Origin of the sequence: Paraburkholderia sp. EG287B, from assembly GCF_040965595.1 — a bacterium.
GTDB lineage: Bacteria > Pseudomonadota > Gammaproteobacteria > Burkholderiales > Burkholderiaceae > Paraburkholderia.
Genome location: NZ_JBFRCG010000015.1, coordinates 189,862 through 212,805 on the forward strand (window position 1 = coordinate 189,862; position 22,944 = coordinate 212,805).

The 22,944-nt window shown below is 67.6% G+C and carries 19 protein-coding genes; 10 read left to right on the forward strand and 9 right to left on the reverse strand.

The window, feature by feature from the left end; translation table 11 throughout:
- Window positions 1–84 precede the first annotated feature (84 nt).
- The 4 genes from AB4Y40_RS27570 to AB4Y40_RS27585 all read left to right on the forward strand — a co-directional run bounded on the left by AB4Y40_RS27570 (window position 85) and on the right by AB4Y40_RS27585 (window position 5,018).
- Window positions 85–1,344 (forward strand): ROK family protein, encoded by a 1,260-nt coding sequence (locus AB4Y40_RS27570; RefSeq protein ID WP_368690522.1) that lies wholly within the window; start codon window positions 85–87, stop codon window positions 1,342–1,344.
- Complete coding sequence (locus AB4Y40_RS27575; RefSeq protein WP_368690523.1) at window positions 1,331–2,884, forward strand: sugar ABC transporter ATP-binding protein; 1,554 nt, start codon at window positions 1,331–1,333, stop codon at window positions 2,882–2,884. Before AB4Y40_RS27570 ends, AB4Y40_RS27575 begins: the two co-directional genes overlap by 14 nt.
- A 41-nt stretch (window positions 2,885–2,925) precedes the next feature.
- Complete coding sequence (locus AB4Y40_RS27580; protein WP_133187246.1) at window positions 2,926–3,969, forward strand: ribose ABC transporter permease; 1,044 nt, start codon at window positions 2,926–2,928, stop codon at window positions 3,967–3,969.
- Window positions 3,970–4,073: 104 nt separating this feature from the next.
- Window positions 4,074–5,018, forward strand: coding sequence for an ABC transporter substrate-binding protein (locus AB4Y40_RS27585; protein ID WP_368690524.1), 945 nt, complete (start codon window positions 4,074–4,076; stop codon window positions 5,016–5,018).
- Window positions 5,019–5,060: 42 nt separating this feature from the next.
- Here the strand turns inward: AB4Y40_RS27585 and AB4Y40_RS27590 are convergent, their stop codons facing one another.
- From AB4Y40_RS27590 to AB4Y40_RS27605, 4 genes are all read right to left on the reverse strand, one after another.
- Window positions 5,061–6,062 carry a sulfonate ABC transporter substrate-binding protein gene (locus tag AB4Y40_RS27590; RefSeq protein WP_368690525.1) on the reverse strand — a complete coding sequence of 334 codons (1,002 nt, stop codon included), beginning with the start codon at window positions 6,060–6,062 and terminating at the stop codon, window positions 5,061–5,063.
- A gap of 109 nt (window positions 6,063–6,171) precedes the next feature.
- Complete coding sequence (locus tag AB4Y40_RS27595) at window positions 6,172–7,782, reverse strand: EAL domain-containing protein (protein WP_368690526.1); 1,611 nt, start codon at window positions 7,780–7,782, stop codon at window positions 6,172–6,174.
- Window positions 7,783–7,976: 194 nt separating this feature from the next.
- Complete coding sequence (locus AB4Y40_RS27600) at window positions 7,977–9,020, reverse strand: transporter (RefSeq protein ID WP_368690589.1); 1,044 nt, start codon at window positions 9,018–9,020, stop codon at window positions 7,977–7,979.
- A 102-nt stretch (window positions 9,021–9,122) separates the two neighbouring features.
- The gene (locus AB4Y40_RS27605) at window positions 9,123–10,376 is read right to left on the reverse strand and encodes a DUF1479 domain-containing protein (protein ID WP_368690527.1); all 1,254 of its coding nucleotides are present in this window, start codon (window positions 10,374–10,376) and stop codon (window positions 9,123–9,125) included.
- Between the two features lie 226 nt (window positions 10,377–10,602).
- On the opposite strand from AB4Y40_RS27605, the gene AB4Y40_RS27610 reads away from it, so the two are divergent.
- Window positions 10,603–12,006, forward strand: coding sequence for a DHA2 family efflux MFS transporter permease subunit (locus tag AB4Y40_RS27610; RefSeq protein WP_368690528.1), 1,404 nt, complete (start codon window positions 10,603–10,605; stop codon window positions 12,004–12,006).
- An 8-nt stretch (window positions 12,007–12,014) separates the two neighbouring features.
- Here AB4Y40_RS27610 and AB4Y40_RS27615 read toward each other — a convergent pair whose 3' ends face one another.
- A complete protein-coding gene (locus tag AB4Y40_RS27615) occupies window positions 12,015–13,118 on the reverse strand; it encodes a PHB depolymerase family esterase (RefSeq protein WP_368690529.1) in 1,104 nt (367 codons plus the stop codon).
- Window positions 13,119–13,370: 252 nt separating this feature from the next.
- Here AB4Y40_RS27615 and AB4Y40_RS27620 point away from each other — a divergent pair, with 252 nt between their 5' ends.
- From AB4Y40_RS27620 to AB4Y40_RS27635, 4 genes are all read left to right on the forward strand, one after another.
- Window positions 13,371–13,943, forward strand: a complete 573-nt coding sequence (locus AB4Y40_RS27620; RefSeq protein ID WP_368690530.1) for a chromate transporter — start codon at window positions 13,371–13,373, stop codon at window positions 13,941–13,943.
- Entirely contained in the window at window positions 13,940–14,509 is a 570-nt protein-coding gene (locus tag AB4Y40_RS27625) for a chromate transporter (protein ID WP_368690531.1), read from the forward strand. Before AB4Y40_RS27620 ends, AB4Y40_RS27625 begins: the two co-directional genes overlap by 4 nt.
- Window positions 14,510–14,639: 130 nt before the next feature.
- On the forward strand, window positions 14,640–14,969 hold the full coding sequence (locus AB4Y40_RS27630; protein ID WP_368690532.1) for a DUF4148 domain-containing protein: 330 nt from the start codon (window positions 14,640–14,642) through the stop codon (window positions 14,967–14,969).
- Between the two features lie 327 nt (window positions 14,970–15,296).
- Window positions 15,297–17,141, forward strand: a complete 1,845-nt coding sequence (locus AB4Y40_RS27635) for a trypsin-like peptidase domain-containing protein (protein WP_368690533.1) — start codon at window positions 15,297–15,299, stop codon at window positions 17,139–17,141.
- 114 nt (window positions 17,142–17,255) lie between these two features.
- On the opposite strand, the gene AB4Y40_RS27640 is transcribed toward AB4Y40_RS27635, so the two are convergent.
- Genes AB4Y40_RS27640 through AB4Y40_RS27650 form a run of 3 tightly spaced genes read right to left on the reverse strand, consistent with a single transcriptional unit; the run spans window position 17,256 to window position 19,421 of the window.
- On the reverse strand, window positions 17,256–18,101 hold the full coding sequence (locus AB4Y40_RS27640) for an anti-sigma factor (protein ID WP_368690534.1): 846 nt from the start codon (window positions 18,099–18,101) through the stop codon (window positions 17,256–17,258).
- The gene (locus tag AB4Y40_RS27645) at window positions 18,098–18,616 is read right to left on the reverse strand and encodes a sigma-70 family RNA polymerase sigma factor (RefSeq protein ID WP_028205375.1); all 519 of its coding nucleotides are present in this window, start codon (window positions 18,614–18,616) and stop codon (window positions 18,098–18,100) included. Before AB4Y40_RS27645 ends, AB4Y40_RS27640 begins: the two co-directional genes overlap by 4 nt.
- Window positions 18,617–18,671: 55 nt before the next feature.
- Window positions 18,672–19,421, reverse strand: a complete 750-nt coding sequence (locus tag AB4Y40_RS27650; protein ID WP_368690535.1) for a transcriptional regulator — start codon at window positions 19,419–19,421, stop codon at window positions 18,672–18,674.
- A 404-nt stretch (window positions 19,422–19,825) separates the two neighbouring features.
- On the opposite strand from AB4Y40_RS27650, the gene AB4Y40_RS27655 reads away from it, so the two are divergent.
- Window positions 19,826–21,880: a hypothetical protein gene (locus tag AB4Y40_RS27655; protein WP_368690590.1), complete on the forward strand. Its 2,055-nt coding sequence runs from the start codon at window positions 19,826–19,828 to the stop codon at window positions 21,878–21,880.
- Between the two features lie 12 nt (window positions 21,881–21,892).
- Here AB4Y40_RS27655 and AB4Y40_RS27660 read toward each other — a convergent pair whose 3' ends face one another.
- On the reverse strand, window positions 21,893–22,876 hold the full coding sequence (locus tag AB4Y40_RS27660; RefSeq protein WP_368690591.1) for a diguanylate cyclase: 984 nt from the start codon (window positions 22,874–22,876) through the stop codon (window positions 21,893–21,895).
- Window positions 22,877–22,944: the final 68 nt, after the last annotated feature.

Here is a 22,944-nt window from a genome sequence, read left to right on the forward strand (position 1 = left end):
GTTCCAGGCCGACCCTCTCTTTAGCTTTGCATGGGACCGGAGTCAGCGCTCAAGCGCCCACTCCGGATCGACCGGAGGAGACACGTGAGAAGTCCGCATATCGGTCAGGGCAGCAATTCCGCCAACGTCCGCCGCTTCAACGAACGCCTGCTGCTGCAGGCGCTGCGTCGCGCGGGCGAGGCGTCGAAGGCCGATCTCGCGCGTCTCGCGAATCTCACGAGCACCGCGGTGGGCACCATCATCACCTCGCTCACGGCCAATGGCCTGATCGAGGTGAGCGGCCGCCGCGACGGCCAGCGCGGCCAGCCCGCCTCGCTCCTGCGCCTCTCGCCGCGCGGCGCGTTCGCCATCGGCGTGCGGCTCGACCGGACCAACATCGAAACCGTGCTCGTGGATTTCGCGGGCCAGATGATCGAGCGCCGCTCGCGCGACATGCTGCTGCCGCAACCCTCGGTCGCGCAGGAGATCGTGCAGCGCGACATCGCCGAGCTGTTAGGCTTGCTCACGACCGAGGAACGCAGCCGCCTCGCCGGCATCGGCGTGGCGCAGCCGTACAACCTCGGCAGCTGGCTGCGCGAACTGGGCCTGCCTGCCGACACCTTCCGCGTCTGGAACGACGTCGATTTCGCGGGCGAACTCGCGCGCGCCACGGCGCTGCCCGTGTTCAGCGAAAACGACGGCAACGCAGCTGCCATCGCGGAAATCTTCTACGGCTGCGGGCGCCAGCGCGACGACTTCCTCTACCTGTTTCTCGGTGCGGCGATCGGCGGCGGCATTGCCATCGACGGCGACTGCGTGCGCGGCCTCACCGGCAACGCGGGCGATTTCGCGGTGATGCCGGTGCCGCCGAGCCGCCTGCCCTCGGCGCACAAGCCGCCCGGCCAGTGGGACATCCTGCTGTCGCGCGCGTCGCTCATCGCGCTGCGCCGCCATCTGCAGTATTGCGGCGAGACGATCGACAGCCGCGCCGATCTGCAAGCGTGCATCGCGCGCGGCCACCCCGGCGTGCAGGAATGGCTCGACGACTGCATCGATGCGCTCGCCCCCGCGCTGCGCTCGGCGTTCTGCGTGCTCGACGTGCCGGCCGTGGTGCTCGACGCCGACGTGGACGCGGGCCTCATCGACACGCTCATGCAGCGCCTGCGCCTCGCGGTCGCCGCCACCGCGCCCGAGGCGCGCGGCACGCCCGCCCTGGTGCGCGGCACCTTCGGTCCCGATGCGGGGGCGCTCGGCGCGGCCACGCTCCCCATGTTCTTCAACTTTTCGCCGCGCGCGGGCATCCTCATGGGCGCCGGCGCACAAACTTACGCACAAGCGCAGGAGGAGAGCCATGTCGCCCTCTGAGTCCACGCCGCCGCTGCTGGAAATGCGGGGCATCACCAAGACCTTCCCCGGCGTGCGCGCACTCGACAACGTGCGCCTCACCGTCTACCCCGGCGAGGTGCACTCGCTCATGGGCGAGAACGGCGCGGGCAAGTCCACGCTGATGAAGATCCTCTCGGGCGCCTACCAGGCCGACCCCGGCGGCGAGATTCTCATCGAGGGCAAGCCGGTCGTGATCGACGGGCCGCATGCGTCGCGCGAGCTGGGCGTGGCCGTGATCTATCAGGAGCTGAGCCTCGCGCCCAATCTCTCCGTGGCCGAGAACATTCATGCGGGCCGCGAACTGCGCAAGGGCGGCCGCCGCTTCGGCACGGTCGACCGGCGCGCCATGGAGCGCGGCTGCGAAGACGTGCTCAAGCGCCTCGGCGCGAGCTTCGGGCCCACCACGCTGGTCGGCTCGCTTTCCATCGCCGAGCGTCAGCTGGTGGAAATCGCACGCGCCGTGCATAGCGACGCACGCATCATCGTGATGGACGAGCCCACCACGCCGCTCTCCTCGCGCGAAACGGAACGCCTTTTCAAGCTCATCAACCAGCTGCGCGACGAAGGGCTTGCGATCATCTACATCAGCCACCGCATGGCCGAGGTGTACGAGCTTTCGGACCGCGTGTCCGTGCTGCGCGACGGCAGCTACGTGGGCACGCTCATGCGCGACGCGCTCAACGCGGAAAGCCTCGTGAGCATGATGGTGGGCCGCGATATTTCGGGCTTCTACAAAAAGGCGCACGCCCCTTACGATCCGGGCAAGGTCGTGCTCACTGTGCGCGATGTGGCCGACGACAAGCGCGTGCGCGGCTGCAGCCTCGACCTGCACGCGGGCGAAGTGCTCGGCATCGCGGGCCTCGTGGGCGCGGGCCGCACCGAGCTTGCGCGCCTCATCTTCGGCGCGGAGCCGCGCGTGCGCGGGCAGATCGCCATCGACGGCAAGATGCTCAACGTGCACACGCCGCGCGACGCGATCAACGCGGGCCTCGTCTACCTGACCGAAGACCGCAAGCATCAGGGCCTCTTTCTCGACATGAGCGTGCGCGACAACATCAACGTCGCCGTGGCCGGTCGCGACGCGCGCATGGGCGTGCTCGACCTCGCGCGCGGCGGCGAGCGCGCGAAGGAAGCCATCCGCTCGCTCTCCATTCGCGTGCCGAACGCGCGTGTGAACGTGGGCGCGCTCTCGGGCGGCAACCAGCAAAAGGTGCTGCTGTCGCGCCTGCTGGAAACCAGGCCGCGCGTGCTGATACTCGACGAGCCCACGCGCGGCGTCGATATCGGCGCGAAATCCGAGATCTACCGCATCATCAACGACCTCGCCAAGACCGGCGTGGGCATCATCGTGATTTCGAGCGAGCTGCCCGAGATCATCGGCGTGGCCGACCGCGTGCTCGTCATGCGCGAAGGCGTGTTCGCCGGCGAGCTTGGCGGCTACACCGGCAAACCCATCAGCCAGGAGGCGATCATCGAACTCGCCACCGGCTCGCAGCACCCGCTCGACGAAGCCGCTTGACCTTCACCGCATACGCAAGAAACGTCCCTCAGGAGTACGACATGAAAAGCATTCTTCCCCGGCACGGTGTCGCGGCCTCGCCCACACAGCCCGCGCAAGGCGCTCAACCCGCACGCAGCGTCGCGGTCGACGGTCATCGCCAGCGCATGAAGTCGCTCGTGCGCACCGCCGGCATGCTGCCCGTGCTGGTGCTGCTGTGCATCGGCTTCGGTCTGCTCAACGATGGCTTCTTCACGCTGGAGAATCTTTCGATCGTCACGCAGCAGGCGTCGATCAACATCGTGCTCGCCGCCGGTATGACGTTCGTGATTCTTACGGGCGGCATCGACCTCTCGGTGGGCTCGGTGCTGGCCGCGGCAGCCATGGCCGCCATGATCGGCTCGAACTTCGCGGGCTGGGGCTGGGTCGGCGTGCCCATGGCGCTCGCGGTGGGCCTCGGCTTCGGCCTCATCAACGGCGCGCTCATCGCGCTCCTGCGCCTGCCGCCGTTCATCGTCACGCTCGGCTCGCTCACGGCGGTGCGCGGCATCGCGCGCCTCATGGGTCACGACACCACGATCTTCAACCCGCAGCTGTCGTTCGCGTTCATCGGCAACGGCACGGTGCTCGGTGTGCCCTGGCTCGTCATCATCGCGCTCGTGGTGGTGGCCGGCTCGTGGTTCGTGCTGCGCCGTACCGTGCTCGGCCTGCGCATCTACTCGGTGGGCGGCAACCCGGAAGCGGCGCGCCTCTCGGGCATCAAGGTGTGGGGCATCGAGATGTTCGTCTATGCCGTGTCGGGCCTGCTCGCGGGTCTCGGCGCGGTGATGTCGGCGGCCCGTCTCTACGCGGCCAACGGCCTGCAACTGGGCCAGTCCTACGAACTCGACGCGATCGCCGCGGTGATTCTGGGCGGCACGAGCTTCGTGGGCGGGGTGGGCTCAATCATCGGCACGCTGATCGGCGCACTCATCATCGCCGTCCTGACCAATGGCCTCGTGCTGCTCGGCGTCTCGGACATCTGGCAGTACATCATCAAGGGCCTCGTGATCGTCGGCGCCGTGGCGCTCGACCGCTACCGCCAGCGCGGTTCGGCGCGTACCTAAGCGTAGATTCGATACACCATCAGCCAGAAACAGGCGCGAGCGCAGGCGGTCCTGCTGCGCTCGCCCGGAAAGCACCCAAACAGGACCCCTCAGGAGACAACCTCATGTTCAAGAAGAAAGTCGTTCTCGCCGCTGCCGCCCTCACGTTCGGCTTCGCACTGCAAGGCGCGCATGCCGCCGACAAGCAGCTCAAGTCGATCGGCATCACCGTGGGTTCGCTCGGCAACCCCTACTTCGTGACGATCGTGCAGGGTGCGGAAGCGAAGGCGAAGCAGATCAACCCGAGTGCCAAGGTCACGGCCGTTTCCGCCGACTACGACCTCAACAAGCAGTTCACGCAGATCGACAACTTCATTTCGGCGCACGTGGACATGATCCTCCTGAACGCGACCGATCCGAAGGCGATCCTGCCGGCGGTGAAGAAGGCGCAGGCGGCCGGTATCGTGGTGATGGCCGTGGACGTGGCCGCCGCGGGCGCCGACGCCACCGTGCAGACCGACAACGTGAAGGCCGGCGAGATTTCGTGCGAATACCTCGCGAAGAAGATCAACAACACCGGCAACGTGATCATCCAGAACGGGCCGCAGGTCTCGGCCGTGATCGACCGCGTGAACGGCTGCAAGCAGGTGCTCGCCAAGACGCCCGGCATCAAGATCCTCTCCGACGACCAGGACGCCAAGGGCTCGCGTGAAGGCGGCATGAACGTGATGCAGGGCTACCTCACGCGCTTCCCGAAGATTGCCGGCGTGTTCGCCATCAATGACCCGCAGGCCATTGGCAGCGACCTTGCCGCGAAGCAGCTGCATCGCAGCAACATCGTGATCACGTCGGTGGACGGCGCGCCCGATATCGAAACGGCGCTCAAGACCGATACGCTGGTGCAGGCCTCGGCGAGCCAGGACCCGTGGAAGATGGCGCAAACGGCCGTGCAGGTGGGCTACGAGATCATGAACGGCAAGAAGCCCGCCAACCCGATGATCGAAATGACGCCGCAGCTCGTCACGCGCGACAACGTGGGCAGCTACAAGGGCTGGTCGTCGCAGCACTAAGCCCTGGCATTGCATGAGCACGGGGCGCCCGTGCTCGCGCGGTCAGGCGAGCACGGCGTCCTTCGTCACCACGCGGCGCGGAATGATCTTCAGATCGTAGAACGTGTCCGCGATCTTCTGCTGCTGCGCGATCACGGCGGCGTCGATGGGCCGGTATTCATGCGCGTAGTGCGTGAGGCCGGTCTGGATCGTCGCCGCGTCGAGGCCCTGGATCGGTGAGAGTTTCGCGGCCGCTGCCGCCGTGTTGGCGCGCACCCATTGCCCCGTCTTGCCGAGTTCGTCCAGCGCGATCGCCAGCGCGTCCTTGCGGTTTTGCGCGAATTCGCGCTGGCTCAGGAAGAACTGATGATGGCTCGCCACGCCGCTGGCGTCGGCAATGAGGCGTGCGCCGTCCTGCGACTCGACGGCGGCCAGGAACGGGTCCCAGATCGCCCATGCGTCGATGGCGCCGCTTTGCAGCGCCGCGCGCGCATCGGCGGGCGCCAGATACACGGGCTGCACGTCGCCGATCGAAAGGCCCTGCTTTTGCAGCAGCGCGACGAGGAACCAGTGCACGTCCGAACCGCGATTCAGGCCGATCTTCTTGCCCTTTAGTCCTGCCACGTCACGGATCGGCGAGTTTTTCGCCACCACCACGCCTTCCGCGTGCGGCGTGGGCAACTCATACGCCGTATAGACGAAATCCGCACCCGCGGCCTGGGCAAACACGGGCGGCGCCTCGCCCACGTAGCCAAAGTCGATCGCGCCCACGTTCAGGCCTTCGAGCAATTGCGGGCCGGCCGGGAATTCGGTCCACGACACCTTGATGCCGAGCGGCGCGAGGCGCGTTTCGAGCGTGCCGTTGGCCTTGAGCAGCACGAGCGTGCTCGCGGCCTTCTGGTAGCCGATGCGGAACTGGTCGGGCTGATATTTCGCGAACGCGGTGGCGGGCAGCGCCGCGCTGGCGAGCGTCGCGCCCAGCGTGGCGAGGAAGTGGCGGCGGGTATAGGGTCTGGGCGGCGTGGGGCGAGTCATCTTCAGCGCTTCCGTGTTGGCATGGGGCATGCGCCGACACGGCGCAGCCATCGAAGCGTTGATGCTACCGGGCCGCACGCGTTCGCCGAACCGATGTTTGGCGCTAAGCAAATCACGCCGGCAGGAATACGCGGGCGCCCTAGGTGCCGGCCGTCATGTGCGGATTGGGCGACATATGCGCCCCGTTCGCGCGATACCAGCGCACGAACGCCTCCGACGGCATGGGCCTCGCGTAGAAAAAGCCCTGGATATAGGTGACGCCGCGCGCGCATAGATAGTCGCGCTGCACCTGTGTTTCCACCCCCTCGGCCACGAGCCGCGCGCCAAGGCTATGCGCGAGATCGATAATGGCGTCGAGCACCGCCGCCTTGCCGCCCTGCGCGTCGATGGTCAGCACGAAGCCGCGATCGATCTTCAGGATATCGAACGGAAATTTCTCGAGATACGAGAGCGAGCAATATCCCATGCCGAAGTCGTCGATGGCGACCCTCACGCCCTCGCGCCGCAAGGTCACGAGATTGCTGCGCGCCTGCTCGGTATTGCGCACCAGCGTGCGCTCGGTGATCTCCAGCGTGATCGTCGCGCCGTGCGGCGCCACGGCCGCGCGCAGCGCCTGCACGTCGCTCACGAGCTCTACGCCCGACAGATGCTCGGGCGCGAAGTTGACGCCGAGGTGAAATCCCCGTGCGACGTCCCACGTGGCGACATCGTGCTCGATGAGCTTCAGCAGATGCTGCGTGAGCGGCACGATCACGTGCTCTTCTTCGGCCACCTGAATGAACTCGTCCGGACGGATCGCGCCGGTGCCTGGCCGCACCCAGCGCAGCAACGCCTCCGCGCCCTCGCAGCGCCCCGTCTCGACACCGTAGAGCGGCTGGTATTCGACATGGAATTCGTTCGCGCGAATGGCCCGCAGCAGTTGTTCGCGGCGCGACTGCCCGCTTTGCTGCAGGCGGCGCACGAGCCAGACGAGCCACGCGGAGAAGGCAGCCGCCCACGGCATGTAGCGCAGCAGCAGGGCGCGCCAGTATTGCAGAATACGCTCGGGCCGCCCGTAGATCTTCAGATCGATCGTGGTGCCCGACATGCGCTTTTGCAGATCGACCAGCAACGGCGCGCCTCGCACGTTCACGAGCGCCATGGCTTCGCGCAACACGGTGCCCCCGCCCACCCTCAACTCGGCCTGGCGAAACACCGTGAGCGGCGCCGCGCCATGCAGGAGGTCCATCAGATACTGCACGTCCACCACGGCCACGACCGCGCGCCCCGCTTCGCCCGCGACGCCAACCAGCAGCGAGGGGCGGTTGCGCACCATCGGCGTGTCGTCGACGATCAGGAGCCATTCGTCCTGCGAGGCCGGCACGCTGCCATCGAGCCAGCCGCGATTGGGCACCGCCTGTTGCGCGTACGCGGACGAGCAGTCGATGCGGCCTTCGTAAAGGATATTGAGCGTGCGCACATAGGGCACGGCGGCGGCCTTGCGCGTGAGATCCGGCGAGAGCGTCTCGCACGCTTCGTTCGCACGCGGCGCGAATGAGCGCGCCGCGCTCTGCGCCGTCTCGACGATCGAGACCACCTGCCCGACGATGAACGCGGAAGCAAGGCTCGCCTCACGCTGCGCAATGCGTTCGGCCTCGTAACGCCCGAGCGCCACACACAGCAGGAGCGGAATCAGCGCCACGACCAGCAGCACGAGCAAACGCGAGACTCGCGAGCGGACCGCGCCGGGGTTGGGCGAGACTTCGGGCAAGGCGTCCTCCGCACCAGGGCCGTCATGGGGGCCGCTACGGTATGACGCCAACATACACCAACGCGCCAGCCGCGGGCGCGCGCGGTGCCCGGCGCACGCCAACGTCAGCTAACGTGAGCGCCCATCATGCCCAGACGCGTGAGGCCGTCGGTTGCATCGCGCGCGCCGGCAGTCCTGCAGCTGCCCCGCAAGCCTCAGGTGTCGCCGCGGCGGCGGAACACCCACCATCCCAGCAGCGCCGTGAAGGTCGCGACCAGCACCACCATGAGCCAGAAGCCGTGGCGGTTTTCCGCGAGCGGAATGCCGCCCACGTTCATGCCGAAGAAGCCCGCGACGATGTTGATCGGCAGCGCGAGCACGGTGACGAGCGTGAGCGTGAAAAGCGTGCGGTTGTTCTGCTCTTCGAGCCGCGCGGCGATTTCTTCCTGCAGGAGCTTGATGCGCTCGACGAGTCCGGCCATGTCGCCCAGCACGAGCGAGAACTCCTCGGTCGCCTCGCGCAGGTCCTGCATGTCGGATGTCAGCAGCCAGCGCGGCGGGCGCGCGAGCAGACGGAAAATCGAACCCGGCTCCGGCGCGAGCATGCGTTGCAGGCGCACCAGGATGCGCCGCATGGCCGCGAGTTCATGGCGGCTCCTGGAGCGGCGCGAGGCGAGAAACTGGTCCTCGGCACGATCGACGTCGATACTCGTGCGGCGCACGATCTCCACCATGAGGTCGGCCTGGTCGCGCATCAGGTGGATCAGCAGCTCGGCCGGCGAGCGGAACGTCTCGCCGTTGCGCACGTAGCCGCGCAGACGGTCGATGGAGCGCAACGGCTTCAGGCGCGCCGTGACGAGAATGCGCTCGTGCGTGTACGACCAGAGCGTCGCGATCTGCGAGGGCGTGAGTTCGAAATCGAACATCACGTCGTTGACCACGGCGAACAGGCCGTTATCGACGTGTTCGATGCGCGTGGAGTGCGAGCCTTCCACGAGCATCTCGAAGAAGGCGTCGGGCAGGTCGAGATGCGCGCGCATCCACGGTTGCGCCGCGGCGTGGGCGAGATTGAAGTGCAGCCAGTAGAACGTGTCGTCGCGCGCGCCCTGCGGCTCGCCGCTCTCGTGCGTGCGCCGCAGCGCCTCGAGGACATCGTCGCACGTGACGGGCTGCCCGGGCTGGCCGGGCGTGAAGTGAAAACCGCAAATGAGGCCCGACAGGTCGGCGCCATAGGTTGCGACGGACGAAGCGAAATCCATGGTCGTCATGGCCGGTTGATCGGCGCACAGCATGCCACACGCGTGCTTTGACAGGCAAGCGCGCGAATCGATGCGCCGACACGCGCGGGTCATGTGCCCATGTTAGGCAACGCCGGGCAGGCCAAGCTGGGTGCGGCCGAGCGGCGTGAGATCGGCCACGCCCGCCCGGTCCGCCAGATCGGCTTCGATATGTTCGGCGGGAAAGTCCGGCGGGCTGCGGCCTTCGAGAAAGCTCGGCAACTGGCGCTGTAAATAGGCGTCGTTCTTCGCGCAACCCGGTGTGGCCGGAATGTACATCACGTTACTGTAGCCGCTGCCGCGGTGCTCGTCTTCCACGGAGTGAATCACGTCGCAGTGCCAGAACACGGTGTCGCCGGCTTGCATCTGAGGAATCGAAATCAGCGCATCGATCAGCGGCGCATGCCACTCGCGGCTGATCGGCAGCCCACGGCCCGGCTGGGCGCCGCACAGGTCGTCCTCGGCCACGTCGTCCTGCAGTGCGCGCAAGAGGACGTACGCCATCGCGTTGGCAATGGGCACGATCTGCAGCGTGCCGTCGCCGGGGCCCTGCGGCGTGAGCGCGGTCCAGCCCTGGAAGGTGCGGAACATCGAAGAGGCGATGCGTGAGGGAATCTCGCTCGCATGCGTGCGGTACGCGCCGTCGAACGGGTCGTAGCGCCGCCAGTCGCCCGAGAACACGTGGCGATAGACCTGGCGGAAACTCTCGTCGACCCAGCGCTCGACCGCGCCGCCGTCGCAATGCGGGGCGAGGCCGGGCGCAGCCGTTCCAGGCGGCCGGCGCCGCAGACGGTCGGCGTAGACGGGCACGACATCGGGATCGAAATGCACGCGCCCCTCGCTCTCGTGGCGCCACAGGCGGTTGAGGAAGACGCGCGCGGCCGTCAGTTCGGCGGACTCGCGCGCCTGCACCTGCGGGCGGGACCAGTAGAGGCCATAGATCAACGGGCGGCTCGCCTGCGGCGGGAGGGCATTGCGCTGCGCCGCGCGCTGCGCGGCACGCGCGTCGAGATCGTTGCGCGCCACGTACCCGGCGATTTCGGCGTCCCAGCGTGCGGCCTGCTCCGGCTCGAACACGCGGCGGATCACGCAGGCGCCGCGCGCCTTCACGAGCGCGATCGCCTCGGGACTCACGCGCTGCGCCTGGATGTCGGCGAAAGCGATCTCCGGGATCACGGCCTCGCCCGCTTCGCGCAGCCGGGCAATGTGCCGTGCTTGTTCGCCTATGGCCTGCGCGACCTCCTCGAACACTTCGCGATAGTTCGGCAGTTGCGCGCGCAACATGCGCTTGGCTTGCCGGATCGCGGCCGGGACATCGTCGATTTGAAGTGCCGCCATGCGTGTCTCCATCGGGGTTGAATGCCGTCGTTTGATGGCAAGCATACGCCTCCATGGCGCTCGTCTGGCGTTAGCGGTTTGGCATCCCACTTCCTGGGTTTTCAAATTTTCAACAGGTAAACTTGCAAGTTTGGCTGTTTATATTCATGATTGGCTGACGTACCCCAGCCGAATCCGCGTGAATCGTTTTCAAGGCGGGCGACATCATGAGAAGGCTGGCTGAACGATGAGCGGCACGCGTGAGCCCAGCGGTGCCGGCAACCGGATTTCCGCGTCCGTCTGGAAAGTCGCCGTGGTCGTCTCGATCGGCTCGTTCATGGCACAGATGGACTCGACGCTCGTGAACGTCTCGCTATCGGCCATCGGCCATGCGCTCCACTCGCCCGTTGCCACGACGCAGTGGATCATGAGCGGCTACCTGCTGGCCATGGCGCTCATGCTTCCGCTCAACGGCTGGCTGGTGGATCGCGTCGGTGCGAAGCGGCTTTATCTCTTTGCCTTCACGGCCTTCACGCTCGCTTCGGTACTGTGCGGCGCGGCGCAAAACATGGGGGAACTAATCGGCGCGCGCATCGTTCAGGGCCTCGTGGCGGGGCTGCTCGCCCCCATGGCGCAGATGATGATCGGGCGCGTCGCGGGTAGGAACATGGAGCGCGTGATGGGCTACGCCACGCTGCCCATCCTGCTCGGGCCGATCCTCGGCCCGGTGCTTGCCGGCGCGGTGCTGGCGCGCGCGGCGTGGCCCTGGCTGTTCCTGATCAACGTGCCGGTCGGCATACTCGGCGTCACGTTGGCCACGCGTTTGCTCGCGCCCGACACCGCCCAACCACAAAGGCGCCGCTTCGATTTCGCGGGCTTTGCGTTGATCTCGCCGGGGCTCGCCGCGCTCGTCTATGGCTTCCAGAGCGCCATGCACGCCGAAGGCGCGGGGTTTCTGCTAGCCGGCGCCGCGCTGCTCGCGGGATTCGTGTGGCACTCGTTGCGCCGGCCAACGTCGGCGCTGATCGACGTGCGCCTCTTTGCGGACCGGATGTTCGCGGTGCCCGCCATCACGCAATTCTTCGCCAACGGCATCATGTATGGACGGCAGCTGGCCGTTCCGCTCTACCTCATTGCAGGCTGCGGCCTGAGCGCCGCGCATGCGGGCTGGCTGCTCGCGGCGACGGGCGCGGGCATGATGGCCTCGTTCGCCTTCATGGGCTTTCTCACCGAGCGGCTGGGCTGCCGCGCGCTCGCGGCGGGCGGCGCACTGCTGGCGCTCGTCGCCACGCTGCCGTTCCTGTGGATGACGGGCCACGCGTTCTCCACGGGCCTCGCGTTGGCGAGTCTCTTTATCGCGGGCGTGGGTCAGGGAACCATTAGCATTCCTTCGATTTCCGCCGCGTATGCCCGCATGCCGAAGGCACGGCTTCCGGTCGCGAACACCGCGTTGAATATCGCGCAGCGGATTGGCGGCCCGTTCGCCACGACGCTCGTCTCCATCGCCGTTTCCCTGGCAATGCCGAGTGCTTCCGCTGCCGAACCGCGGCACTTCCTGCCGGCGTTCGCGGCGCTCGGCGGGCTGCATCTCCTGTGCTTCGCGGCAGCCATGCTGCTCCCGGCGAGAGTGCGCCGCGCAAACGAGGGCTGACGCCCCGCTCACACCATGTCGCTTGCCGCAGTTCGGCGCTGCCGCCGGAAGAACTGCCACATCAGCGCCATCGCGTCGGGACCTCGGTCCGAATGAAACGCTTCGCGCGGATCGCCGCCGCTCCATGCGTGCCCGAGCCCGCGAACGACACACACCCGCACGACGAGCCTGCCCGACTTGACATAGTCGGTGTATGCCACCGCGTCACGGCTATAGGTCCGGATCTCGCCGACGCGCAATTCGCCCTGCGCGTCGAGCAGCCGGTTGACACGCGCGAACTGCATGCCGAGCTGTGCGCCGTTGCGCTTCGCCACGACCGCGTCGATTTCGCCTTGCACGATGAAGGCGGGCACACCTGGATGGGCGGCGACGTCGAGCGCGGCATCGACCAGATGCACCGGGTCTTCGCGGCTGCCGTGGCGCATGACGCTCATCGCGCTCATGGTTGAACTGGCCGCACCGAAAACCGGCCCCGAGTGCAGGCCCACTGCCGCGAAGCGCCACGGATGGCGCATGGCGAGCACGGACGCGAGACCCGCTCCCGCCGAGATGCCCGCGAGGTAGACGCGCTCGCGATCGAAGCCGTGCTCGCGCGCGACGGCATCGACGAGCGAGGCGACCGCTGGCGCTTCCGACTGCGCATGATCGCCGTGCCAGTGCCAGCATCGCTGCGCGTGCGCCGTTTTCGCCTGCTCGGGAAGCAGCACGGCGAAGCCTGCGCGATCCGCCAGCCGGCAAACCCGCGTGCCCGCGGCAAACGACTCCGCCGTCTGCTTGCAGCCGTGCAGCATGACCACGAGCGGCAGGCCCGTGGCGCTGGCCGCGCCGGCGGGCAAATAGAGCGCATACGCGAGATGGTTGACGAGATGCCCGGCCCTGGGCGGCGCGGAATGATAGGAGCGGATCCACCTGCCGGCCGTGCCCGCCGGTTGCGCACGCCCCACGTGCGCCTTCCCTGCGCGCCTCGCCGGTTTGGCTGCCGGCCTCGCGACCTGCGCGGCCCTGGCGGGCACCGTTTTGCGTGCGGCGGCCTTTGTCTTCGGTCGCGGTGCGCTCATGCGGGTGAGCAGTTCGAGACCTTTGAGCCAGACGCTGGTCTTTTTCCTGGGCATGAGCAATGGCGACAAGGCGTTTTGTTCACGTCACGCCAGGCGGCACACGGCGGACAGCGCAAATACATCGATCGCAGCGATGGCAACGATCGAGCCGCTGCGAGTCCTACCATCATAACGGCCCTGACCTCGCGCTGAATTTTGCGTGACCGCGCGCGCCCGCGTCACAGGTGTTGCGGCGCTATAATTTCGGCCACCGCCGCAAGAGACGATCGCCGAACCGTTCGGCATTACCCGCCTTCCGTCATCCCCGTGACCGCTTCCACGCCAAACGCCTCGCCGGGCCCCACGCTGTTCGGACTCTTTCTGATCTTCAGCCGCATTGGCATGACGAGCTTTGGCGGCGGTTTGAGCGGCTGGCTGTTGCGCGAATTCGTCCAGGATCGCAACTGGATCAGCGAAGAGGACTTTCTCAACGGGCTCGCCATTTCGCAGGCGCTGCCCGGCATCAACGTCAAGAACATGGCGATCTGGATCGGGCACCGGCTGCTGGGCTGGCGTGGCGCCGCCGTGGCCGTAACGGGCATCCTCGTGCCGCCCGCATGTCTGATCGTCGTGATCGGCAGCGTGGTCGGCGCGCTCATCTTCCATCCGCTTACGCAGATTCTGATCGCGGGCGCCGCCGCGGCGGCCACCGGATTGTCGCTGTCGATGGGTGTCGTCACCGCACGGCGCGTGCGTCGGCAGGTCCTGCCGCTGCTGCTCATGGCAGCGACCTTTGTTGCGATCGGCATTCTGCGTTGGTCGCTGGTGTGGGTGGTCGTGGCAGGCGGCACCGTGAGCGTGCTCTACGAATACGTGGCGATCCGCCGGGGTGCGCGATGAATGCACGCCTGCTCGGTCAGTTCGCCGCCATTTTCGCGCCACTTTCGCTCGTGACGATCGGCGGCGGCCAGGCGATCGTCGCCGAGATCCAGCGCCAGGTCGTGGACGTGCATCCGTGGATGACGCATTCGCAATTCGCGGCCGACTTCGCGATTTCGCGCATGGCGCCGGGGCCGGGTTCGCTGCTCGTCACGTTGATCGGCTGGCAGGTTGCCGGCTTCTGGGGCGCGCTCGTGGCGACCGCCGCGCTCCTGCTGCCAACCGCTATCCTCATCTATGGCGTCACGCATATCTGGGGCCGCTATCAGGGCGCGGCGTGGCAGTTGGCGCTCGAGCGCGGCCTGCGCCCCATCGCGGCCGGCATGATGCTCGCGGCGGGCTGGGTGCTGCTCGAGTCGCTCAACGGCGGCCTGCCCGCGAAGGCCATCGCCGTCGTGTCGCTTTGCGTGCTGCTCAGGACGCGGGTCAGTCCGCTCGTCCTTCTGTTTGCCGGCGCGCTCGCGCTCTTTGGCGTCAGCCTGATCGGCGCGGACCTGCCGCATTGGCTCCAGGTGCAGCTCACGTAGAAAAACTCCCTGCGGCAACAACTTCACGGGAATAACAGCCCACCCGCGGCGGTATACCCATTGCAGTCTCCGTTGATTCGACCGTGCGCCAGCCGGTCGCCGAACCATGCTATTTAATCAGGAGTTCGAAATGATCATCCGCCGCCCGCTTTTCGCCTTGCTCGCCGTGACGGCTTGCATCGGCGCCGTATCCACCGCGTCAGCGCAGGGACTCACGCGTGCCCAGGTGCGCGAACAGTTGATCGAAGCGCAGGCCAACGGTTCGCAATTCGTGACCGATAGCTCGTATCCCGACGTGAGCCCCATCTCCGCGCAGCAAGTCGCGCGTGCGAAGGCCCAGCATCAACAGCAGGAACCCAGCGGCATGGGCGCGCCGATGCAGGGCACGAGCGACTCCGGCGCACCGCACACGACGTGTGTCGGGCCGGTGAGCTTCTGCAACCTGTATTCGGGTAGCTGAAAGCGATCGCCGGAACCCGCTCCCGGCCCCGCCAAAGCCGAAGCCCCGCTCGCGACGAGCGGGGCTTTTCGCGGGGCTTTTCGCGCGCCTGCTCGGCGTCGCCCCCACCCTTTCCTGAGCATCCTGACCTGCCGCGAAGTCAGCCAGGCGTCATGTTCGATGCGCCGCGCATGCACCGTGACGCCTGCGTGCCGATTTGCGTGCGGTACAGGACAAACCCTGCCCCCCAATTGTCTTGTGGCGTGACTACACTATGGACGTCGGCATTCGTTTGCTATCCGCGTTCGCGTGCCGCCCGCCAGCACGATGACCACTGGGAGGTGTGCTGTGCTCCGCCTGACCTTCGCCCGCACTTCGCGCCCTGCGGCGGCGCTTGCCCTCGCGCTTGCCAGCGCTTTCTGTTACGAAGCGAACGCCGCAACGCCGCCTCCGGCCGCCGCCAAGCCGCCCGCCAACAAAGCCGCCGCCAATAAGGCCGCTAACAGCAAGGCCGCTAACGACAAGGCGGCAAGCGATACGGCAGTTGGCGACAAGGCGGCTGGCGACAACGCCGCCGCGCCGAAGGCCACCGCCGAGGCAAACGCGCCCGCGGCCGTGGCCGCGCCCGACTTCTTCTCGCTCGCCGAGCGCTACGGCCCAGCCGTCGTGCACGTGATCGCGCGCAGCGCCGACGACCCGTCCGCGCCGCCCGAGCAGGAAGCGATCGATGACGCCGATCCTTTCTTCGCGTTCTTCCGGCGCGCGCCGAAGCCGGCGTCCGACGCCGAGGCCGGCGGACCGCGAGTGATGACGGGCGCGGGCTCCGGCTTCATCGTCAGCCCCGATGGCGTCGTGCTGACCACGGCGCATATCGTCGACAACGCCGAGCAGGTGACCGTGCGGCTCACGGACAAGCGCGAGTTCAAGGCGGAGGTCGTGGCCGTCGACCCGCAAAGCGACGTTGCCGTGCTGCAGATCGACGGCCACGATCTGCCGTTCGTGAAGCTCGCCGATACGGCGAAGGCGCACGCCGGCGAGCCCGTGCTGTCGATCGGGTCGCCGGACAGTTACCAGAACACCGTGACGACGGGCATTCTCAGCGCGACCTCGCGCACGCTGCCCGACGGCAAGCCGTTCCCGTTCCTGCAGACCGACGTGGCGGTCAACCCCGACAACTCCGGCGGCCCGATCTTCAATCGCGCGGGCGAGGTGATCGGCATCGGCGTGCAGATTTACGCGGACGGCGGCCGCTACCAGGGCCTGACTTTCGCGATTCCGATCGACGCCGCCAACCAGTTCCGCGCGCAGTTGCAGGCGCGCAAGGCGGCGCCCGCCGCCAGCGCCAATGCGGCGAACGCGGCAACCGCGGGCAACGGCGGCACGATCCGCACCTTCGGCATGCAGGTGGAAGACGTCAGCCCCGGGCTTGCGGCCGCGCTCGGCTTGCCGCACGCGGGCGGCGCGCTCGTCGACGCCGTCGATCCTGGCTCGCCCATCGGCAAAGCGGGCATCCGGACCGGCGACGTGATCGTGCAGGTCGGCAGCAAACCCGTCGACCGGGCCGCGACGCTCGCCGCCGCGCTCGCTGCCGTGCCGCCGGCGACGCCGGCGTCGCTGAAGGTGATCCGCAACCGTCAGCCCGCGGTGGCGGGCTTCTCGAACACGGCGTTCGAGGCGAAGGCGGCGGATGGGGATGCGCCTGCGGCGGCGACAGGCGCAGCGGGGGCCGCTGGCGCCGCTGGGGCGACGGCAGCACGGGCTACCGAAGCCGCACAGGCGGCGGAGAAGACCGACGCGCCCGTCGCGCCCGCCGTAGCGGATCCGGTGAGCAAGACGCCGCCGTCTGACGTGCACGCCGTCAAAGCGGCGATGACAGACCCGAACGCGCAGCCCGCCGCTGCGACAGCACCGGCCGCGCGCCATGCCGCCGACCGCCTCGGTCTGATCGCGCATGCGCTGAGCGCCGAGGAAAAGCGCACGACCGGGTTGCCGCTTGGTTTGATGGTGGAAGCCTCCACTGGACCCGCCGCGAGCGCGGGCGTGCGGGCTGGAGACGTCGTGCTGTCGCTCGACGACACGCTGGTCGAATCGCAGGAGCAAGCTGTCGCGCTCGAGGCGAAGGCGACGAAGAGCATGTCGCTGCTGATTCAGCGGAATAATGCGCGGAGCTTTGTTGCTGTGAAGATTCGGTGATGGGCGCTGTGCGCGGTTTCTGGCTGCTTTCGGCGTTTCCTTGCTTTCGCGTCATACCGACGCGAAAGCAACGAAAGGCTAACCCGGCCAGGAACAACAACAAAAGACCAACCCTCACCGCGGCGTCAGCTGCGCATAAACATCATGCGCAAGCTGCAGCAGCTCCTTACGGTCGATCCCGCCCGAAAGCGCATAACCAAAGTCGCCATCCACCCAATAAAACACATTCACCGGCCCGTCCTGATAAAGCTTGAACGCGGTCGTGTTGGCGCTCGTCTTACGGTGCGAGATACACAGCGTCACCCGCTCGCCTCGCGCGTTGTGATACATGAACTGCGCAACTTCGCCGCCGTCGTCGGCCGGCAACAAGCGCCCCCCCGAAAGCTCGAACCCGCTCTTCGAGAGCATCGGCGCGTGCACGTTGGTGCCGAGCCGGTTCGCGAGCCACTTCACGAAGTCCTGCTCCTGGCTGACGTCCATCGTGTCGGGCCGCGCCACCGTCGGCATGTAGACCACATGCGCCAACGCCGCTTGCTGCGCGAAGCGCATGGAGTTGTCCGCGCTCACCGCCCGCAGCTCGCCGCCGCCAGCCGCGCCTGCGGCTCCGCCCGTGCCGCTCATGCCGTAGTGCATGCCCCACCCGATTCCCACGCCCAGCACCAGCGCCGCCGCAAGGCCCGCGAAGCGCGGCCAGTTCGCCGCCGGGCGCGTGTCTCGCACCGCTTGCGACCCGGGTTCGGGAGCGGCCACGCGCAGGCGCGCGGGCAGCGGCTCGTTGAGCACACGGTCGTAACGCTCGTGCAGCAGGTTGTTGAGCGCGAAGAAGTCGCTCGCGCGCGCGGCAAGCTCGGGGTTGCGCTCGAGCTCGCGCTCCACGTCGGCGCGGCGCGCCTCGGAAAGCGTGCCGTCCACGTAGGCGTGGATCTCGTCTTGCGTGACTGGATTTTGTTGCTCGCTCATCGCACCACCTTCAGATTCGCACGCGGGACGGAACCGGCCATGAGCGCCCGCAAGCGCTCACGTCCCCTCGACAGACGCGACATGACCGTGCCGATCGGTATGTCGAGCGCCAATGCGACATCGGCGTAACTCATCTCCTCCAGTCCTACCAGAAGCACCACCTCGCGCTGCTCCACGGGCAGGCGCTGCAGCGCGAAGTCCAGATCGCGCACTTCGAGCGCGCCCGTCTGCGTGGCGGGCACGGCATAGTCGGTTTCGGGCACGCTGTCGTCGTCGACGGAAACGTGCGCACCGCGTGCCGCCGACTTGCGCACCTGGTTCACGAACAGGTTGTGCATGATCGTGAAAAGCCAGGCGCGCAGGTCGGTGCCCGAACGAAACAACTCCGTGCGGGCGATGGCGCGCTCGAGCGTGTCCTGCACGAGGTCGTCGGCGAGCTCGCGGTTGTTGATCAGCGCGCGCGCGTAGCGTCGCAGGCGCGGCACGTGTTCTATCAGCTCGTCACGGATGTCCATGTTTCATCCTGGATTGCCGCAAGGGTCATTGCGCGGTTTGCATCGTCGGGCAGGTTCACGATCCTTCGCCTTCATGCGCCGGCTGCGTGGCGAGCGTCGCGAGATCCGCCGCGCGCATCAAGCCGCGCGTTTGGGCGTTGCCCGCGAGCACCCAGCGCGTGCCGCGCTCGCGCCACATCAGGAGCCGCAGCGGACCCGCGCGGTGGGCGCTCCACTGCGGCGCCGCGCCGGCCAGCCAGGCACGGCTCGCGAGCAGCACCACGCGCTCGCCCTGGTTGTTCTCGTAGACATAGCGCTGCGCCCTCGCGAACGGGCCGACCCGCACTTCGCCGCCGCCGAGAAAGTGCAGGCCCGCCGCGCCGAAATCGAACGGCGCACGCGCCGCGCCCGCTTCCAGCGCCTCCGGCTGCGCGTTTTCGGCTTCCATCAGCGCCATCACCGCGGCATTGTTCAGCACTTGCTGCGACGGCTCGGTCACGCCGATCCACGCCACTGCGGCGCCCGTCATCGCCAGGGCGGCCGCGAGGGCGATAGCGTAGCGCAACACCCGCCTGCTTCGGGCTGAGGAGGTGCGCGAGTGCGCCGCCTGCGCGGTCGACGCACCCGGCGCACCCGGCGCCGGGTAAGCATCGCGGATCTGCGCGTTCAGGCGCCGGTAGAACAGGATGCGATGCCATTCGCCGGGCTTGCCCGCGAGGTAGCGCCGCACGTGCGCCGCCCGCGCGCCGGCAAGCGTGCCGTCGCTATAGGCCTGGATATCGGCTTCGGAAACCGGCGGCTCGTCGAGCGGCCCGCGAAACTTCATGATCGTGAATCGATGCTGATTGGGTGGAGATGCGGGGGCTAACGCGCGGCGGGCGCGGATTATTCCCGCGGGCGGCGAAATTCCCCTTTTGCGCGGCGCTCGAGCGATTTTGCGCCACGCGGGTGCCCCATTCACCGCATCCGCATAAAAAAACGCCACATTACCCGCATTGAATAATATTTGAATTATTTCCTTAAAAGCGCATGCGAGCATCACGCCCAACTGCCGCGCACCCTGCGGCAGGTTCGTGATTGATGGGAATTCAAGTGAAAAATGCTGCTCGCCTCATTGCCTTGTCGGTTGCGCTGCAAGGTCTCGCCATTCAACCCTGCGTTGCGCAAAGCACGCTCAACTACACCACGTCCTGGATCGGCAACAGCTTCGGTTTCGGCGACGGCAAGTGGATGCAGCAGGACGTCCAGGCGATTGCCGTCGCGCCCGACGGCACCGTCTACGCGAACGCGCCCTGGGACGAAAGCGGCAGCGAGATCGGCGTCTACCGCGGCGGAGACAAGCTCGCCGTGGCCGGCAACACGCACGGCTGGGGCAATGCGGGCGGCGACGCCATCGCGGCGAACAGCACTTACGTCTATGCCGCGATGTCGATCGGCAACCAGAGCAACGCTCTCGTGGGCGCGGACTATCCGCCCGCCAACCAGACGTGGTTCGGCGTGACGCGCCGGCTGCGCTCGAACGTGGCGCAGGGCGCGCCGTTTGCGAGCGGCATCGGCAACAGCGCGAACGCGACGAAAAACAGCTTCCTGCGCGTGCTCGCGGCGCCGGGCAGCAGCGACGGCGCCGTGCGCGGCCTGGCCGCCACCGACGCCGAGCTGTACGTTGCCGATACCGCGGACAGCCGCATCGTGGTCTACGACGCGCAAACCATGCGTCAGATGCGTGCTTTCTCCGTGCCGACGCCGGGCCGCATCGCGCTGGCCACGGACGGCACGCTCTGGGTGATCCAGGGCATGCAGGACGCGAACGGATCGAGCATCGGTCACTACCGCAAGGACGGCACCGCGCTCAACGATGCGCCCGTGCTGCCCGCGGGCAGCGTGCCCACCGACCTTGCGTTCGCGCCTTCCGGCCAACTCTCGATTGCCGACAACGGCCCCTCGCAGCAGATTCTGCTTTACGCCCGCGCGTCGAGCGGCCAGATGGCGGCCGCGGGTACGCTCGGCACGCGCCAGGGCATCTTCCACGTCGTGGAGGGCATGACCGGCGACTGGCGCTTCAACGGCATCACCAGCATCGGCTACGACCAGGCGGGCAACCTGTACGTCGCGCAAAACGGCCAGGGGCCGCGGCCGTACGGCACCGCGCTCGTCGGTCAGGGGGCGGTGCTCGAAAGTTACGCGATGGGCACACGCACGCTGGGCTGGCGCCTCGATGGCCTGACCTTCGTCGATGCCGCCGCCTTCGACCCCGCCAACACCGCGAACGTCTTCACCGGCTCGAAGCGCTTCACGCTCGACTACCGCCAGGCGCCCGGCAAGCAATGGACCTATGCGGGCTTCACGCTCAACCGCTTCGCGTATCCCGACGATCCCGCGCTGCACTCCACGCGCGGCGTGCGCGGCTCGCCCATGGTGCGCCGCTTCAATGGCCAGCCATTCCTCTATACGCTCGACCAGTACGCACACTACCTGAACATCTACCGCTTCTCGCCTTCAACCGATGGCGAAGTCGCGATTCCCTCGGGCCTGCTCGCCCAGAATCCGATGCCCGGCAACTGGCCCGCCGGCCAGCCGACCTACGGAGAGTGGATGTGGCGCGACGCGAACGGCGACGGCCACGTGGACGCCAGCGAGATCGCCTCGAACCCGTCGACGGGCGCGACCGTCGGCAACGGCTACTGGTGGGTGGACACGCCCGGCAACGTGTGGCTCGCCACGCCCCTTTCGGGGATTCGCGAGATGCCGATGCAAGGGCTCGACGCGCAGGGCAATCCGCAGTACACCTACGCATCGTCGAAGATGTTCCCGATGCCGGCGCCGTTCAACCGCATCGCGCGGATCGTCTACGTGGCCGAAACCGACACGATGTACATCACCGGCTTCACCGCGAACATTCCGTGGGATGCGTCGCACTGGAAGGAAGCGGGGCCCGTGCTCGCGCGTTACGACAACTGGTCGAGCGGTTCGCTCACGCTCACGTGGCAGGCGTCATTGCCCTGGAATACGGGCAGCAGCCCGCAGGTGACGACGGTGGGAATCGCCGTGGCCGGCAACTACGTGTTCATCGCGGAGCTCTACACGCAGAAGGTCGACGTGTACGACGCGCGCAGCGGCCAGATCGTCGGCTCGATGACGCCCGGTGCGAACGTGGGCAACACGAGCGGTTGGGTGGACATCTATATGGGCATGAGCGCGGCGCAGCGCGATAACGGCGATTACGTGGTGCTCGTGGAGGACGACGCGCGCGCCAGGATCCTCATGTACGACTGGACGCCAGGTTGAGGCGCCGCGGCTTTACGGCCGCCCCGACGCGTGCGTGGAAAACGCCACGCGATTACGGCCGTCGCGCTTCGCGCGGTACAGCGCGGCGTCGGCCTCCTCGATCAGCGCGGTTTCCGCGAGCCCCGGCGCGGGCGTGAGCGTCGCCACGCCGATGCTGATCGTGAGGTGCTCGCTCACGGCGGAGCCCACGTGCGGCAACGCGAGCCCCACCACGTCGCGGCGCATTTTCTCGGCGAGCAGCCGCGCGCCCGCGCTGCCCGTGCCCGGCAGCACCACGGCGAACTCTTCGCCGCCGAAGCGCGCCACGAGGTCGCGCGGCTGACGTATCTCGCGGCGGATCGTCGTCGCCACCGAGCGCAGCACGTTGTCGCCTGCCACGTGGCCGTAGGTGTCGTTGTAGGGCTTGAAGTAGTCCACATCGATCATCAGCAGCGACACTTCGGTGCGCTCGCGCTCCGCCCGCTTCCACTCGGCGCTCAGGAATTCGTCCAGATAGCGCCGGTTCGAGAGGCCGGTCAGGCCATCCGAATGCGTGAGGCGGCGCAGCTCGAGGTTCGCCCGCAGCAGTTCCTGCTGCGAGCGGCGCAGCGCGCGATAGGCCTCGTCGCGCTGCAGCATGCTTACGTAGGAGCGCGAATGATATTTCACGCGCGCGATCAGCTCGACGCTGTCCGGCAGCTTGACGAGGTAATCGTTGGCCCCCGAGGCGAACGCCGCGCTCTTGATGGCGGGTTCTTCCTTGGTGGAGAGCACGATGATCGGCACGTCGCGCGTCGCTTCGTTCGCGCGGTAGGCGCGCACGAGCGTGAGGCCGTCGGTGCCCGGCATCACGAGGTCCTGCAGGATCACGGTCGGGCGCACTTCCTCGGCCATGCGCACGGCCTGGTCGGGATGCGCGCAGTAGTGGAAATCGATCTCGCGCTCGCTGGCGAGCGCCCGGCGCACGGCCTCCGCCACGATCGCCTGGTCGTCCACCAGCAGCACCATCATCGGCATGTCGGCGGCGGGCAGCGTCTGCTCCAGCGCGCTGCGCACGGCCTCCAGCGCGACGGCGAGCGAAGCGT